The organism is Streptomyces sp. MMG1533, assembly GCF_001279775.1.
GTDB lineage: Bacteria > Actinomycetota > Actinomycetes > Streptomycetales > Streptomycetaceae > Streptomyces.
This window is the reverse complement of the sequence record NZ_LGDG01000156.1, coordinates 131,581-145,481: the sequence shown is the minus strand read 5'-3', so window position 1 is coordinate 145,481 and position 13,901 is coordinate 131,581. Positions and strand designations below refer to the sequence as shown.

The 13,901-nt window shown below is 70.3% G+C and carries 12 protein-coding genes; 10 read left to right on the top strand and 2 right to left on the bottom strand.

Translation table 11 applies throughout. The annotated features are described in order from the left end of the window. Positions 1 to 50: 50 nt before the first annotated feature. Positions 51 to 587: an HNH endonuclease gene (locus tag ADK57_RS17175; RefSeq protein ID WP_053750340.1), complete on the bottom strand. Its 537-nt coding sequence runs from the start codon at positions 585 to 587 to the stop codon at positions 51 to 53. Between the two features lie 337 nt (positions 588 to 924). Between ADK57_RS17175 and ADK57_RS17170 the strand changes: the two genes are divergently transcribed. After that, positions 925 to 2,022: a mechanosensitive ion channel family protein gene (locus ADK57_RS17170; RefSeq protein ID WP_053750339.1), complete on the top strand. Its 1,098-nt coding sequence runs from the start codon at positions 925 to 927 to the stop codon at positions 2,020 to 2,022. 25 nt (positions 2,023 to 2,047) lie between these two features. On the opposite strand, the gene ADK57_RS17165 is transcribed toward ADK57_RS17170, so the two are convergent. Continuing rightward, complete coding sequence (locus ADK57_RS17165) at positions 2,048 to 2,263, bottom strand: hypothetical protein (RefSeq protein ID WP_053750338.1); 216 nt, start codon at positions 2,261 to 2,263, stop codon at positions 2,048 to 2,050. 397 nt (positions 2,264 to 2,660) lie between these two features. Between ADK57_RS17165 and ADK57_RS17160 the strand changes: the two genes are divergently transcribed. The 9 genes from ADK57_RS17160 to ADK57_RS17120 all read left to right on the top strand — a co-directional run bounded on the left by ADK57_RS17160 (position 2,661) and on the right by ADK57_RS17120 (position 13,899). Beyond that, positions 2,661 to 3,872, top strand: coding sequence for an ROK family transcriptional regulator (locus ADK57_RS17160; RefSeq protein ID WP_053750337.1), 1,212 nt, complete (start codon positions 2,661 to 2,663; stop codon positions 3,870 to 3,872). A 53-nt stretch (positions 3,873 to 3,925) separates the two neighbouring features. Then, entirely contained in the window at positions 3,926 to 5,257 is a 1,332-nt protein-coding gene (locus tag ADK57_RS17155; protein WP_053750336.1) for an ABC transporter substrate-binding protein, read from the top strand. Next, a complete protein-coding gene (locus tag ADK57_RS17150; RefSeq protein WP_053750335.1) occupies positions 5,257 to 6,225 on the top strand; it encodes a carbohydrate ABC transporter permease in 969 nt (322 codons plus the stop codon). The genes ADK57_RS17155 and ADK57_RS17150 overlap by 1 nt, the downstream gene beginning before the upstream one ends. Before the next feature lie 2 nt (positions 6,226 to 6,227). Continuing rightward, positions 6,228 to 7,121, top strand: a complete 894-nt coding sequence (locus ADK57_RS17145) for a carbohydrate ABC transporter permease (protein ID WP_053750334.1) — start codon at positions 6,228 to 6,230, stop codon at positions 7,119 to 7,121. 114 nt (positions 7,122 to 7,235) lie between these two features. After that, positions 7,236 to 8,555: a 6-phospho-beta-glucosidase gene (locus tag ADK57_RS17140; RefSeq protein ID WP_053750333.1), complete on the top strand. Its 1,320-nt coding sequence runs from the start codon at positions 7,236 to 7,238 to the stop codon at positions 8,553 to 8,555. Beyond that, positions 8,546 to 9,517 (top strand): N-acetylglucosamine kinase, encoded by a 972-nt coding sequence (locus ADK57_RS17135; RefSeq protein ID WP_053750332.1) that lies wholly within the window; start codon positions 8,546 to 8,548, stop codon positions 9,515 to 9,517. Before ADK57_RS17140 ends, ADK57_RS17135 begins: the two co-directional genes overlap by 10 nt. Before the next feature lie 449 nt (positions 9,518 to 9,966). Further along, complete coding sequence (locus ADK57_RS17130) at positions 9,967 to 11,400, top strand: hypothetical protein (RefSeq protein WP_078973176.1); 1,434 nt, start codon at positions 9,967 to 9,969, stop codon at positions 11,398 to 11,400. A gap of 26 nt (positions 11,401 to 11,426) precedes the next feature. Next, positions 11,427 to 12,491, top strand: a complete 1,065-nt coding sequence (locus ADK57_RS17125; protein ID WP_078973175.1) for a glutamate ABC transporter substrate-binding protein — start codon at positions 11,427 to 11,429, stop codon at positions 12,489 to 12,491. Positions 12,492 to 12,567: 76 nt separating this feature from the next. After that, on the top strand, positions 12,568 to 13,899 hold the full coding sequence (locus ADK57_RS17120; protein ID WP_053750330.1) for a hypothetical protein: 1,332 nt from the start codon (positions 12,568 to 12,570) through the stop codon (positions 13,897 to 13,899). Positions 13,900 to 13,901 lie beyond the last annotated feature (2 nt).

Here is a 13,901-nt window from a genome sequence, read left to right as displayed (position 1 = left end):
CGGACGTGGGGCCTTCGAATGACCGCGGGTATGCAAAAGCCCGGATCGCGTCAGGCGGAAATGCCCTCGATCCGGGCCAGGGCGTCGTCCGCGCCGTATGGCTGCAAGTACGGCATCCAGCGCGGATCCCTGTGGCCGGTCCCGATGATGCGCCAGGCCAGGCCGGTGGGCGGGGCGGGTTTGTGGCGCAACCGCCAGCCGATCTCGACGAGATGGCGGTCGGCCTTCACGTGGTTGCAGCGGCGGCAGGACGCCACCACGTTGTCCCAGACGTGCTTGCCCCCGCGGCTGCGCGGGATGACGTGGTCGACGCTGGTTGCGACGCCACCGCAGTACATGCACCGGCCCCCGTCACGGGCGAACAGCGCTCGACGGGTCAGAGGAACGGGCCCCCGATAGGGAACCCGGACGAATCGCTTGAGCCGGACCACGCTGGGTGCGGGGACTGTGACGGTTGCGCTGTGCATGAAGGCGCCGGACTCCTCGAGGCACACGGCCTTGTTCTCGAGGACGAGGATGAGCGCGCGGCGGAGCGGTACGACGCCGAGCGGCTCGTACGACGCGTTCAGGACCAGGACATGCGGCACGGATGGCCTCCTTGGACGCCGGCGGCGCGTGGCTCGCGCCGGGACGATTCGTAGTCAGTCTCCCCTCATGCCTGGTGGAAGCGCCACCATGTCCCGGTAACGGGCTGGGAGTGTTTTCGACCACATCCGAAGCATCCCCAGGATCATGAGCTGTTCATCCCACCTGTACATCCCCAGGTGAGAGCGGTCTCTCCCTCGAACATTGCAACGATCCACACACGATGCCCCGATAGTGTGGTGGGCCTGCCCCACCGGTGACCTTTTCGTGACCTTGATCCACGACGGATGACTTTGACCGCTGCCGGAGGGGCGGACCGCTGCACTGGAGGTACCTGCCGTGTCCTTGTCCGCCGTCCTACTGGCCGCCGGTTCGTCGCCGTCGCCGTCTCCCTCCGAGACGCCGACCACTCCGGCGGTGCCGTCGCTCCAGGACGCTCAGGAGAGCGCGACGAACGCCGCCGGCTGGATCGAGCAGAACTGGTCCACCTGGCTGGCGATCGGGCTGAGGGTCCTGCTGATCCTGGTGATAGCGGCGGTGCTGAGAGTCGTGGTGCGGCGGGCCATCACCAAGCTGATAGACCGGATGAACCGCTCGGTGAACTCGGTCGACGGCAGCGCGCTCGGCGGCCTGCTGGTGAACGTGGAGCGGCGCCGCCAGCGCTCCCAGGCGATCGGCTCGGTCCTCCGTTCGGTCGCGAGCTTCCTGATCCTCGGCACCGCGGCCCTGATGATCCTCGGCACCTTCGAGATCAACCTGGCCCCGCTGCTGGCGTCCGCCGGTGTCGCGGGCGTGGCGATCGGTTTCGGCGCGCGGAACCTGGTGACGGACTTCCTCTCCGGCGTCTTCATGATCCTCGAGGACCAGTACGGCGTCGGTGACACCATCGACGCGGGCGTCGCCTCGGGCGAGGTCATCGAGGTGGGCCTGCGGGTCACGAAACTCCGCGGCGACAACGGCGAGATCTGGTACGTCCGCAACGGCGAGGTCAAGCGCATCGGCAACCTCTCCCAGGGCTGGGCCACGGCCGGCGTCGACGTCACCGTCCGCTCGGGCGAGGACCTCGACAAGGTGAGGCGGACCCTGAGCGAGGTCGCCGAGAAGATGAGCAAGGAAGAGCCCTGGAACGAGCTCCTCTGGGGCCCGATCGAGGTCCTCGGCCTGGACAGCGTCCTGCTCGACTCGATGGTCGTCCGTGTCTCGGCGAAGACCATGCCCGGCAAGTCCCTCACCGTCGAACGCGAACTCCGCTGGCGCATCAAGCACGCCTTCGACGCGGCGGACATCCCGATCGTCGGCGGCGCGGCCGTCCTGGTGGCCGAGGACCCGGACGCCGACCCGACGGCGGGGGTGGCGGCCCCGTCGGCGTACTCCAACACGTCGTCCCCGCAGGCGCAGGCGGCCACGCCGCTGACGCCGCCGAGTGTGGCGAAGTAGCCGCCCCACCCCGGCCGGGCCGTCCTCACTCGTCGAGGGCGATCCGGCGGGCCGCGTCCTCCACGACCTCGTTCCAGACGGTCAGCCCCTCGTCCCCGAACCTCCCGACGAGAGCCTGGCGCACCTCTTCCGGCGGACGGCCGGCGTGGGTTCGGCGGACCTCGGTGAACACCCGCAGGTACCGGTCCAGATGCTCCTGGACGTGGGGAATCGCAGCGTCGTAGTCACGTGGATCCGCCATCGGGATTCCCACTCCCTGCCTGGTTTGTCGCGGAGCTTCCCCGGACGTGTCGATACTCCGCACTCCGCAGGACGGCCCCGGAGAGTTCGTCGGCATCTTTTCAGGCTTCTTTTCCACACCGGCTCGGTGGCGGCGCCTGAGGTGACGGCGACCGGCCGGGCGGAGACGGCGTCTCCGTGGCCGTGGTCGCATTCCGGCCATGCCCGGCAGCCGCCTCACTCCTCGGCACCCCGCAGGTAACGACTGTGTTGCCTCGGCGGCGGTCTCTTGACGACTGCTTCACGCCAGTCCTATGGTCCAGACCACCAGACAGGAAACCTTCCTAACAATCATGCCGAGATGGACTTCCCGGCCTGATCACTGGGAACCTGGACAGTCGAAAGGCAGGTGTCGACCCATGGCAGGAACCGCCGGTACGCCGGGCACCCCGAGCGTCCTGCGCGCCATGAACGACCGTGCCGCCCTGGACCTCCTCCTGGAGCACGGGCCGCTGTCCCGCACGCGGATCGGCAAGCTCACCGGCCTCTCGAAGCCGACCGCATCCCAGCTGCTGGCCCGCCTGGAGGCATCGGGGCTGGTCCTCGCGACCGGCACCAGCGAGGGCCGCCCGGGGCCGAACGCCCAGTTGTACGAGGTCAACCCGGCCGCCGCGTACGCCGCCGGGCTCGACGTCACCCCCGAGCGCGTCCGCGCCGCCGTCGCCGACATCACCGGCCGCACGGTGGGGTCGTACGAACTCCCGACCCCGGGAAGACGCCCCGCCCAGCCCGTCGTCCGCCAGGTCACCGACGCCCTGGACGGCGCGGTGAAGGCGGCGGGGCTCGCCCGTGACGACGTCCACCGGCTCGTCATCGGCACCCCCGGCGCCTTCGACCCCAACACCGGCCGACTGCGCTACGCCTCGCACCTCCCCGGCTGGCACTCCCCCACACTCCTCGACGACCTCGCCGCCACCCTGCCGATGCCGGTCGGGTACGAGAACGACGTCAACCTCGTCGCCGTGGCCGAGCAGCGACTCGGCGCGGCCCGCGGGCACGGCGACTTCGTACTGCTGTGGAACGAGGGCGGCCTCGGAGCCGCCCTGGTCCTCGGCGGCCGGCTGCACCGCGGCTGGACCGGCGGTGCCGGCGAGGTCGGCTTCCTGCCGGTGCCGGGCGCCCCTCTGGTCCGACAGGTGAGCAAGGCCGGCAGCGGCGGCTACCAGGAGCTGGCCGGCTCGCAGGCGATCCCCCAGCTGGCCCGCGAACTGGGCGTCGAGGACATCCCGTCGGGCCCGTACGCCGAGGTCGCCGCCGCCCTCGTCGCGCGTGCCGCAAAGGCCGACGACGGCCCCCACCGGCGCCTGCTGGAGGCGTACGCGACACACCTCGCCACCGGTCTCGCCTCCCTCGTCTCCGTCCTCGACCCCGAACTCGTCGTCCTCAGCGGCGCCTCGCTCACCTGCGGCGGGGAACCGCTGCGCGCTCTCGTCCAGGCAGAACTGGAGGAGCTGGCCGCACCCCGGCCCCGGCTCGTCGTCGGCGACGTCCGTGAACACCCCGTGCTGCGCGGCGCGCTGGAGAGCGCGCTCGCGGCCACCCGCGACGAGGTCTTCGACACCTCGCGCTGAGCCCGTCCCTCTCGCACATCCACCGCCCCGCCCTGCCCTAGGGAGACCCTGCCATGCCCGGAATATCCAGGAAAGTCGCGCTCGCTGCCGCCGCCTCGGTAGCCCTTCTCGCCACCGCCTGCACCGGCCAGTCCGGTTCCGACGCGAGCGACGACGCCTCCAAGGACACGACCCTCAACTTCTGGCACGCCTGGAGCGCGCCCGCCGAGGCGAAGGCCGTGAAGTCACTGGTCGCCGGTTTCGAGAAGTCGCACCCCAACATCCACGTGAACGTCGTCGGCAACATGACCGACGACAAGATGAACCAGGCGCTCCGAACGGGCGGCGACAAGGCGCCTGACGTGATCTCGTCGTTCACCACCAACAATGTGGGCAAGTTCTGTTCGTCGGGCGCGCTGGTCGACCTCAACCCCTTCTTCGAGAAGTCGGGCGTCGACCCGGAGAAGACCTTCCCGAAGGCGATGAACGAGTACACCCAGTTCGACGGGAACCGGTGCAGTGTCCCGCTGCTGGGTGACGCCTACGGCCTCTACTACAACAAGACCGCCTTCGAGAAGGCCGGCATCAAGACCCCGCCGAAGACCTGGTCCGAATTCGAGGCCGACGCCAAGAAGTTGACGATCTCCGACGGCGACAGTTACAAGCAGCTCGGCTTCATGCCGAACTACCACGGCTGGGAGACGACGAGCGAGCACTACCTCGGGCAGTTCTCGCCGACGTACTTCGACTCCAGCGGCAAGTCGAACCTCGCCAAGGACCCCGCGTTCCAGGCCGGCTTCACCCTCCAGAAGAAGCTCGTCGGCGAACTCGGCGGCTACCAGCGGCTGGAGAAGTACCGCTCCACACTCGGCGACGAGTGGGGCCCCAAGCACCCCTTCCAGACCGGCCAGGTCGCCATGCAGCTCGACGGCGAGTGGCGCCTGGGCATGGCCCTGGACGCCAAGCCGGACTTCGAGATCGGCGTGGCCCCGCTGCCCGTCCCCGACGACCAGGCCGACCAGTACGGCAAGGGCTACATCACCGGAACCATCGCCGGAATCGCCGCCACCAGCAAGAAGCAGAACGCGGCCTGGGAACTGGTGAAGTACATGACGACCGACACGGCCGCCGTCGTCGCCTTCTCCAACGCCATCCACAACGTGCCGTCCACGCTGGCCGCCCTGAAGTCGCCGGACCTGAAGTACGACCCGCGCTTCAAGACGTTCCTGGACATCGCCGCGAACCCGAATTCCACGACGTCACCGGCCTCCGTCAACGGCGGTGTGTACCTCACGACGATCCAGAACTTCGGGTACGAGTACGAGAGCGGAAAGGTCAAGGACCTCAAGGCGGGCCTTGCGAGCACCGCGAAGCAGATCGACACGGACATCGCACAGGCGAAGTGATGAGCACGATCACTCCGGCGTCGAAGCGCCGTCCGTCCGGGCTCGCGGCGAAGCAGCGCAAACAAGCACTTCGTACGGCCGCCTTCATGTCGCCCTGGCTGATCGGCTTCGTGGTCTTCTTCGCGTACCCGCTGATCTCGACGGTCTATTTCTCGTTCATGCACTACGACGGTTTCAAACCGCCGACGTGGAGCGGAACGAAGAACTGGACATACGTCTTCGAGCATTATCCCCTCTTCTGGCCCGCCCTGCGCAACACCCTGTGGCTGGTCCTCGTCATGGTCACCCTCCGGGTCGCCTTCGGACTCGGCGTCGGTCTGCTCATCACGAAGATCAAGACGGGCACGGGTGTCTTCCGCACCCTGTTCTACCTGCCGTACCTGGCCCCGCCGGTGGCGGCCACCATGGCCTTCGCCTTCCTGCTCAACCCCGGTACGGGCCCGGTCAACTCCATCCTCGAAGGCATCGGCATCCCGGCCCCCGGCTGGTTCAACGACCCCTCCTGGTCCAAGCTGGCCCTCACCCTGCTCGCGCTGTGGGGCATCGGCGACCTGATGGTCATCTTCATGGCCGCGTTGCTGGACGTACCGCAGGAGCAGTACGAGGCAGCCGAGTTGGACGGGGCCTCGCCGTGGCAGCGGTTCCGGTTCGTCACCCTGCCGAACATCTCGCCGATCGTGATGTTCGCCGTGGTCACCGGCGTGATCCAGACGATGCAGTACTACGCGCAGCCGCTGATCGCCGGAAAGGTCGCCTCGGGCGTGATCCAGGGTGCCGGCACCCAGTTCGAGCCCGGCTACCCGGACAAGTCGACCCTCACCCTCCCCCAGCTCGTCTACAACCTCGGCTTCCAGCGCTTCGACTACGGCTCCGCCTGTGTGGTGGCCCTGGTGCTCTTCGCCCTGTCGATGGTGTTCACCGCGTTGCTGATGCGGCGCCGGGGCGGTCTCATCCAGGCAGGTGACTGACCATGACCCAAGTACTGGACAAACCCGTGGAGTTGAAGGCCCCGGCCTCGCCCGCCGAGCGCACGGCCCGCCGCAGGGCCGTCCTCGAATGGGTCGCGGTCCACTCGCTCGGCGTCGCCGCGGCCCTCTTCTTCACCCTCCCCTTCGTGTTCGTCTTCCTGACCTCGCTGATGAGCGACTCCCAGGCCCTCAGCCGCGATCTGATCCCGCACACCTGGGAGTGGGGCAACTACGCCAAGGTCTTCGACACGCCCGGCTTCCTGACCTGGTGGAAGAACACGCTGCTGTACGCCGGCGCGGGCACAATCCTCACCGTCGTCTCGTCGATCCCGGTGGCGTACGCGCTGGCCAAGTTCCGCTTCCGGGGCCGCAATCTGTCCCTGATGCTGGTGATCTCGATGATGATGCTGCCGCCGCAGGTGGTCGTCATCCCGATGTACCTGTTCTGGGCGAAGCAGCTGGACCTGTCGGGCACGCTGTGGCCGCTGATCATCCCGATGGCGTTCGGTGACGCGTTCTCCATCTTCCTGCTGCGGCAGTTCCTGACGACGATCCCGAACGAGTACCTGGACGCGGCGAAGGTGGACGGCTGCGGCGACCTGCGCACGCTGCTGAAGGTCGTCCTGCCGATGGCCAAGCCGGGCATCGCCGCGGTCGCCCTCTTCCAGTTCTTCTACGCGTGGAACGACTACTTCGGCCCCCAGATCTACGCGTCCGAGAACCCCGGCGCCTGGACGCTGAGTTACGGCCTGGAGTCCTTCAAGGGAGCGCACCACACCGACTGGAACCTCACCATGGCCGCGACCGTGCTGGTCATGGCCCCCGTGATCCTCGTGTTCTTCTTCGCCCAGAAGGCGTTCGTCGAAGGCGTCACGCTCACCGGAGTGAAGGGTTGAACCGTTCATGCAGCTTCTCCCCGGGGGACGCAGCCCTCAATTGCCGCTGCGCGGCGGGCCGGACCCCCGGCCGATGATCACCGTCCCCGGCGCCCGGAAGCGAGGCATCCCTCAATGAAACTCACCGTGGTCGGCGGAGGATCGACCTACACACCCGAACTCATCGACGGCTTCGCCCGTCTTCGGGACACCCTGCCCATCGAGGAACTGGTCCTGGTCGACCCGGCGGCGGACCGCCTGGAACTGGTGGGCGGCCTGGCCCGGCGGATCTTCGCCAGGCAGGACCACCCCGGCCGGATCGTCACCACCTCCCTCCTGGAGGAGGGCATCGAGGGCGCCGACGCGGTCCTCCTCCAGCTCCGCGTCGGCGGCCAGGCGGCCCGCGAGCAGGACGAGACCTGGCCCCTGGACTGCGGCTGCGTCGGCCAGGAGACGACCGGCGCGGGCGGCCTCGCCAAGGCGCTGCGTACGGTCCCGGTGGTCCTCGACATCGCGGAACGGGTCCGCCGTACCAACCCCGACGCCTGGATCATCGACTTCACCAACCCGGTCGGGATCGTGACCCGCGCCCTGCTCCAGGCCGGCCACAAGGCGGTCGGCCTGTGCAACGTGGCGATCGGGTTCCAGCGGAAGTTCGCGCGGATGCTCGGCGTCACGCCCGGCGAGGTCCACCTGGACCACGTGGGCCTGAACCACCTCACCTGGGAAACGGGTGTACGCCTGGGCGGCCCGGAGGGCGAGGACGTCCTGCCCGAGCTCCTGTCCCGGTACGGCGACACGATCGCCGCCGACCTGCACCTGCCCCGCCCGCTCCTGGACCGCCTCGGCGTGGTCCCGTCGTACTACCTGCGCTACTACTACGCGCACGACGAGGTCGTACGGGAACTGCGCACCAAGCCGTCCCGGGCGGCCGAAGTGGCAGCGATGGAACGGCGGTTGCTGGAGATGTACGCCGACCCGGCGCTGGACGAGAAGCCGGAGCTCCTCGCCAAGCGGGGCGGCGCCTACTACTCGGAGGCGGCGGTGGATCTCGCGGCCGGGCTGCTCGGCGATACAAGAAGCAGGCCCGAAGGGCCCTCCGTCGAGGGTGGTGGTGGGAGAGGGGCGGCCGGCAGTCCCTACCAGGTGGTGAACACCTACAACCGGGGCACGCTGCCGTTCCTCCCGGACGACGCGGTGATCGAGGTGCAGGCGGCGGTGGGGGCGAAGGGCGCCACGCCGCTGTCCGTGCCGGCCGTGGACCCGCTGTACGCGGGCCTGATGGCACAGGTGACGGCGTACGAGGAGCTGGCCCTGGAGGCCGCGCTGCGCGGTGGCCGCGACCGGGTGTTCCGGGCGCTGCTCGCCCACCCGCTCGTCGGCCAGTACGAGTACGCCGAGACCCTGACCGACCAGCTGATCGCACACAACCGGGAGCATCTCGCGTGGGCCTGACCGCAAGCGTCCTCGCCGTCGACGCGGGCAACAGCAAGACCGACGTCGCGGTCGTGGCGGCCGACGGAACCGTCCTCGCCACGGCCCGCGGCGGCGGGTTCCGGCCGCCCGTGGTGGGCGTGGAGGCGGCGGTGGACAAGGTGGCGGAGGCGGTGGGGCGAGCCTTCGCCGCCTCCGGGGTCGAGTCGGTCGAGCACGTCTTGGCGTGCCTGGCCAACGCCGACTTCCCCGTCGAGGAGGAACAGTTGGCCGCCGCGCTGCACGCGCGCGCGTGGGGGGCGAGTACGGAGGTCCGCAACGACACGTTCGCGGTACTGCGCGCCGGCGCCACCGAGCCGCGCGGGGTCGCGGTCGTCTGCGGCGCCGGCATCAACTGCGTCGGCATGCGCCCCGACGGCCGCACCGCCCGCTTCCCCGCGCTCGGCCGCATCTCCGGCGACTGGGGCGGCGGCTGGGGTCTCGCCGAGGAGGCCCTGTGGCACGCCTCCCGCGCGGAGGACGGCCGCGGGCCCGCCACGGCCCTCGCGCACACCCTCCCGGCCCACTTCGGGCTGCCCTCCATGTACGCCCTCGTCGAAGCCCTGCATCTGGAGCACGTCGGCCCGGCCCGCCGCCACGAGCTGACGCCGGTCCTCTTCGCGACGGCCGTCTCGGGCGACGCGGTGGCCCGCGACCTCGTCGACCGCCTGGCCGACGAGGTGGTGACCATGGCCACGGTGGCGTTGACGCGGCTGGACCTGCTGGAGGAGGAGACGCCGGTGCTGCTGGGCGGCGGGGTCCTGGCCGCGCGTCATCCCCAACTGGACGACGGCGTACGTGAGCTGCTGGCGGCCCGCGCTCCCAAGGCCGTGCCGCAGGTGGTGACGGCGAGTCCGGTGCTGGGGGCTGCGCTGCTGGGGCTGGACCGGGCGGGGGCCTCTGTGGAGGTGCAGGCGCGGGTGCGGGCGCACTTCGAGGGGTGAACGTGCTGGGGGCTCCGCCCCCCAGACCCCCGGGCCTATGCCCACCCTGCCACCCGTCTCGGTCGGTCGAGAGGCGAGCGTCCCCTGGGGCTGCCGCCCCCAGCCCCCCGTTTCGGCCCTGAACGGGCCTCGCCCTCGAACGCCGGACGGGCCGGGGTGGTGGCTGACCATTCATCCGAGCGAGACGGGTGGTGGGTGGGCACAGGCCGGGGGTCCGGGGGCGGAGCCCCCAGCAGGTGCCCGCACCGGCGCACGCCCCGCTGGTCTCCGGGGGAACCGAACCGATTCCGCCGGCGTATTCATGGGCAGGGGGTCGTGCGGGGGCGCGGCTGGACCGCCGGAGCACACACAGTGATACTTGCGGCGACGGATGACCATGGGGGAGGTCAACAGTGACACACCCGCCGAAAAGCAGCGCGGCACCACCACCGGGGTCCGGTGTGCCCACGATGCCGGCAGTTCCGCCGCAGCCGCAGCCGGACGGGCCCGTGCCGTCGACGCAGCACGGCAACCCTGCCCGGAACGGAAGTCCGGGCCGGGCCGTTCCCCCCACCCCGCCCGAACAGCCCCGCCGTACCGCCTTCGCCGAGGGCGCCGACCGGCTGCGTGCCGCCGCCACCACCGAACCGGGCCGGCTGCGCATCATCGGCGCCGTCCTCGCGCTGCTCGTCGTCGCGTTCGGCGCGGTCACCGCCTGGCAGATGGCCGACCGGTCGACCGCCGCCGACGACGTGCTGAACAACAGCCAGCCGCTCAGCTCCGCCGCGGCCGACATCTACCGCTCGCTCGCCGACGCCAACACCGCCGCCTCCAGTGGCTTCCTGGCCGGCGGCCAGGAGACGGCCGCCACCCGCGACCGGTACGAGAAGGACATCGACGCCGCCGCCGAGGGACTGGTCCAGGCCGCGGCCAACTCCGACCCCGACTCGCCGTCCGCGGCGACCGTGGCCAGGCTGAACAAGCTGCTGCCCGAGTACAAGGGCCTGGTCGAGCGGGCCCGGACGTACAACCGGCAGGGCTTCCCGGTCGGCGGCGCCTATCTGCGGTACGCCAACGAGAAGATGCAGGAGCAGATGCTCCCGGCGGCCGAGGACCTCTACAAGAAGGAGAACCAGCGCCTGCGCGCCGACTACGCCGACGCCACGCCCTACCCGTGGGCGGCGATCGGCCTCGGTGTCCTCGCGCTGGCCGCGCTCGCCTGGGCCCAGCACCGCAACTACCGGCGCACGAACCGGGTTCTGAACCACGGCCTGGTCGCGGCCACCGCGACCGCCACCGTGGTCCTGCTCTGGCTGGTGGTCGGCCACAGCGTCGCGCGCGCGGCCCTCGACGACTCCTACGACCACGGGGTCCGCTCGCTGAACGTCCTGCACGACGCCCGCATCGCCTCCCTGAAGGCGCGGGGCAACGAGAACCTGACGCTGGTGGCCCGCGGCGCCGAGACCGTCGAGGTGGGCGACAAGACGTACGACGCCTACGACTACGACTTCGGCGAGGAGATGGACACCCTCGGCAAGGGCCTGGCCATGGCCGAGAAGCTCGCCGACGACAAGACGGGCGAGCAGCCGGTCACCGCGGCCGTCGGCAACATGACCGAGTGGAAGAAGCGCCACACGGCGGCCCGCACCGAGGACGAGAACGGCAACTACCAGGCCGCGCTGGACAGGGTGATCGGTGCCAAGGGCGCGACCGGCGAGTGCTTCGACAGTGTCGACAAGAATCTCGCCATAGCGCTCGACCACGAGAACGCCGAGTTCGAACAGGCGGCCGGTGACGGCCTGGACGCGATGACCGGGCTGACGGTGGGCGCGGCCGTCCTCGCGGTCCTGGGCGCGGCCGGCGCCGTACTGGGAATCGGCCGCAGGCTGTCGGAGTACCGGTGAGAGGGGGCCTGACGATGCGGCGGTGGATGCGAGGGCGACGTCTGCGGACCGGCCTGAAGGGCTGGGGCGGTGTGGGTGCGATGGCGGTCGTCTGCGCCCTGGCGTTGACGTTCGCGCTGCTGCTGCCGCTGACCCAGTCGGGGGCCGACGGCAGCACGGGCACGAGCGGCGCCGGCCTCGCGTACGGCAGCCAGGTCCGCGCCGAAGGGGGCTGCACCACGGCCGAGATGGAGAAGGCCCCGGAGAAGCAGACCCTGTCCCCGTCGAGCGCGGACGGCACGACCATCGCAAAGATCAAGAGCCGTGAGGGCGAGAAGCGCAAGCTGATCGTCGGTGTCGACCAGAACAGCTACCGCTGGGGCTACCGCGACCCCAACAGCGGCGAGGACGCGGCGCTCGAGGGCTTCGACATCGACCTGGTCCACCGCATCGCCCAGGACATACTCGGCGACCCGAACGCGGTCCAGTTCAAGGCGATCCCCACCGACCAGCGCATCCCGGCGATCCAGGACGGCCGGGTCGACATGGTCGTCCGTACGATGACGATCAACTGCAAGCGCCTGGCCGATGTCGCCTTCTCCGCGCCGTACTTCAAGACCGGCCAGCAGGTGCTGGCGCCCAAGTCCTCGACGATCACGGGGTACGACGGCTCGCTCGCCAAGCAGCGGATCTGCACGGCGAAGGGCTCCACCGCCAACACCAAGCTGGTCAACGACAAGACGGCGGGCGACCTCGTCTCCTCCGCCGACCTGAAGACCACCGTCCCCAACCAGCTCGACTGCCTGGTGCGGCTCCAACTCGGCGAGGTGGACGCCGTGGTGACCGACGGCGCGCTCGCCGCGAGCCAGGCCGCGCAGGACCCGACGGTCGAGCTGAAGGGCGACCCCTTCACCGCCGAGTACTACGGCGTGGCGATGAAGAAGGACGCCGACGATCTGGTACGCCGGGTCAACCAGGTTCTCGTGGACTACCGCGAGGACACCGCGAACGGCTGGCAGGCGTCGTACGACAGGTGGCTTTCGGCGACACTGGGCAAGGATGCGAAGACGTCGGAGCCGCCGACGCCGGCGGAGTACCTGCGCAAGAGCTGACGGATCAACAACGACCGGCTGCCACGGACCATTGAGACGACCGACTGACGGCACACAACGCAGCGAGAGGTGATCGATGGGCGTCACGGACCCCGCCGGGCCGGTGATGGACCGGGACGAGGTGGACCGTGCGCTGGCGCGGCTCGGCGCGGAGCACGAGGCCATCGAGACCTCGCTCCTCGCCCTGCAGGACCACGCGGGCCGCAGACTCCTCGAAGGCGCCCAGCTCACCGGCGTCACCAAGGAGCGCTGGCAGGCGGCGGAGGCGTCGATCACCCTGCTGTGGGCGTACTTCGACGCCTACACCGACGCGTTGCGCTCCGCCCGGGACATCCGCGCCCGCCGCCGCTGGTCCAGCCGCGAGGACCTGGTGGAGCTGACCGAGCTGCTGCGCGGCGACTCCGTCACGGTCGCGGGGTCCGCCACTGCGACGGCCAACGCACCGACCCTGCACGGCGGTTCGAGCAAGCTCAGCGAGCGGTTCTCGTTGGTCACGCTCGTGGACCGGATGAACGAGCTGTACGCGACCTCCCTGGACATGGTCGTCGCCGCCGACGCCGTGTGGTCGGCGCTGCCCGCCCGGATCGATCTACTGGCCGCGGAGCTCCAGCGCACCCGCCGGCTCGCCCACTCCGTCGGCGTACGCCCCGGAGAGCACCCGGCGGGCGACGACCTCGAGCGCATCACGCGCACCCTGACGAACCTGCGCGAGCAGGTGGTGTCCGACCCCCTGGCGTTCTGGGTTCCGACGCCGGGGAGTTCGGCACCCGGCGGCGGCAGGCCCGACACCACGGTGTACGACCGTGAGGCGCGCGCCCTGGAGGACGTGCGCCGGGAGATCGACGCGGTGCTGACGGTCCGGCAGGACGCGGAGACCCGGCTCGTCAGACTGCGGGACGTACTGTCCCGCGCGGACCGCACGCTCGCCGAGGCTCGCATCGCGCGCGGCGAGGTCCTCGCGAAGATCGCCGCCACGGAGGTGCCGGTGGTCAGCGGCCCGCCGACCGTGCTGCAGGAGCAGCTGGCGACGGCCGCCGATTACCGCAGACACGCCCAGTGGCACCGCCTCTCCCCGCTCCTGGAGTCCCTGGAGCAGAAGGCGGAGGACGAACTGCTGCGCGCCCGCGAGTCGTTGACCGCGGTCACCGCGCCCCTGGCGGTCCGCGCGGAGCTGCGCGGCCGCCTCGACGCGTACAAGGCGAAGGTCGCCCGGCACGGCCTCGCGGAGGACTCGTTCCTGGTGGAGCGGTACGACGCGGCGCGCCGCATGCTGTGGAGCGCGCCCTGCGACCTGCGCGTCGCCGAACAGGCCGTGCTGCGCTACCAGCACGCGGCCGCCGAACTGCTCGCCGCCCCGCGGGTGCCGGAGCAGAACGGGCCAGAGGACCGTAGGGGGCCCGGAGCGTGAGC

Bases quoted from the DNA above. Each gene is read 5' to 3' on its own strand.
- ADK57_RS17165 (WP_053750338.1), bottom strand. From the start codon at position 2,263: ATGGCGGATCCACGTGACTACGACGCTGCGATTCCCCACGTCCAGGAG.
- ADK57_RS17160 (WP_053750337.1), top strand. From the start codon at position 2,661: ATGGCAGGAACCGCCGGTACGCCGGGCACCCCGAGCGTCCTGCGCGCC.
- ADK57_RS17155 (WP_053750336.1), top strand. From the start codon at position 3,926: ATGCCCGGAATATCCAGGAAAGTCGCGCTCGCTGCCGCCGCCTCGGTA.
- ADK57_RS17150 (WP_053750335.1), top strand. From the start codon at position 5,257: ATGAGCACGATCACTCCGGCGTCGAAGCGCCGTCCGTCCGGGCTCGCG.
- ADK57_RS17145 (WP_053750334.1), top strand. From the start codon at position 6,228: ATGACCCAAGTACTGGACAAACCCGTGGAGTTGAAGGCCCCGGCCTCG.
- ADK57_RS17140 (WP_053750333.1), top strand. From the start codon at position 7,236: ATGAAACTCACCGTGGTCGGCGGAGGATCGACCTACACACCCGAACTC.
- ADK57_RS17130 (WP_078973176.1), top strand. From the start codon at position 9,967: ATGCCGGCAGTTCCGCCGCAGCCGCAGCCGGACGGGCCCGTGCCGTCG.
- ADK57_RS17125 (WP_078973175.1), top strand. From the start codon at position 11,427: ATGCGAGGGCGACGTCTGCGGACCGGCCTGAAGGGCTGGGGCGGTGTG.
- ADK57_RS17120 (WP_053750330.1), top strand. From the start codon at position 12,568: ATGGGCGTCACGGACCCCGCCGGGCCGGTGATGGACCGGGACGAGGTG.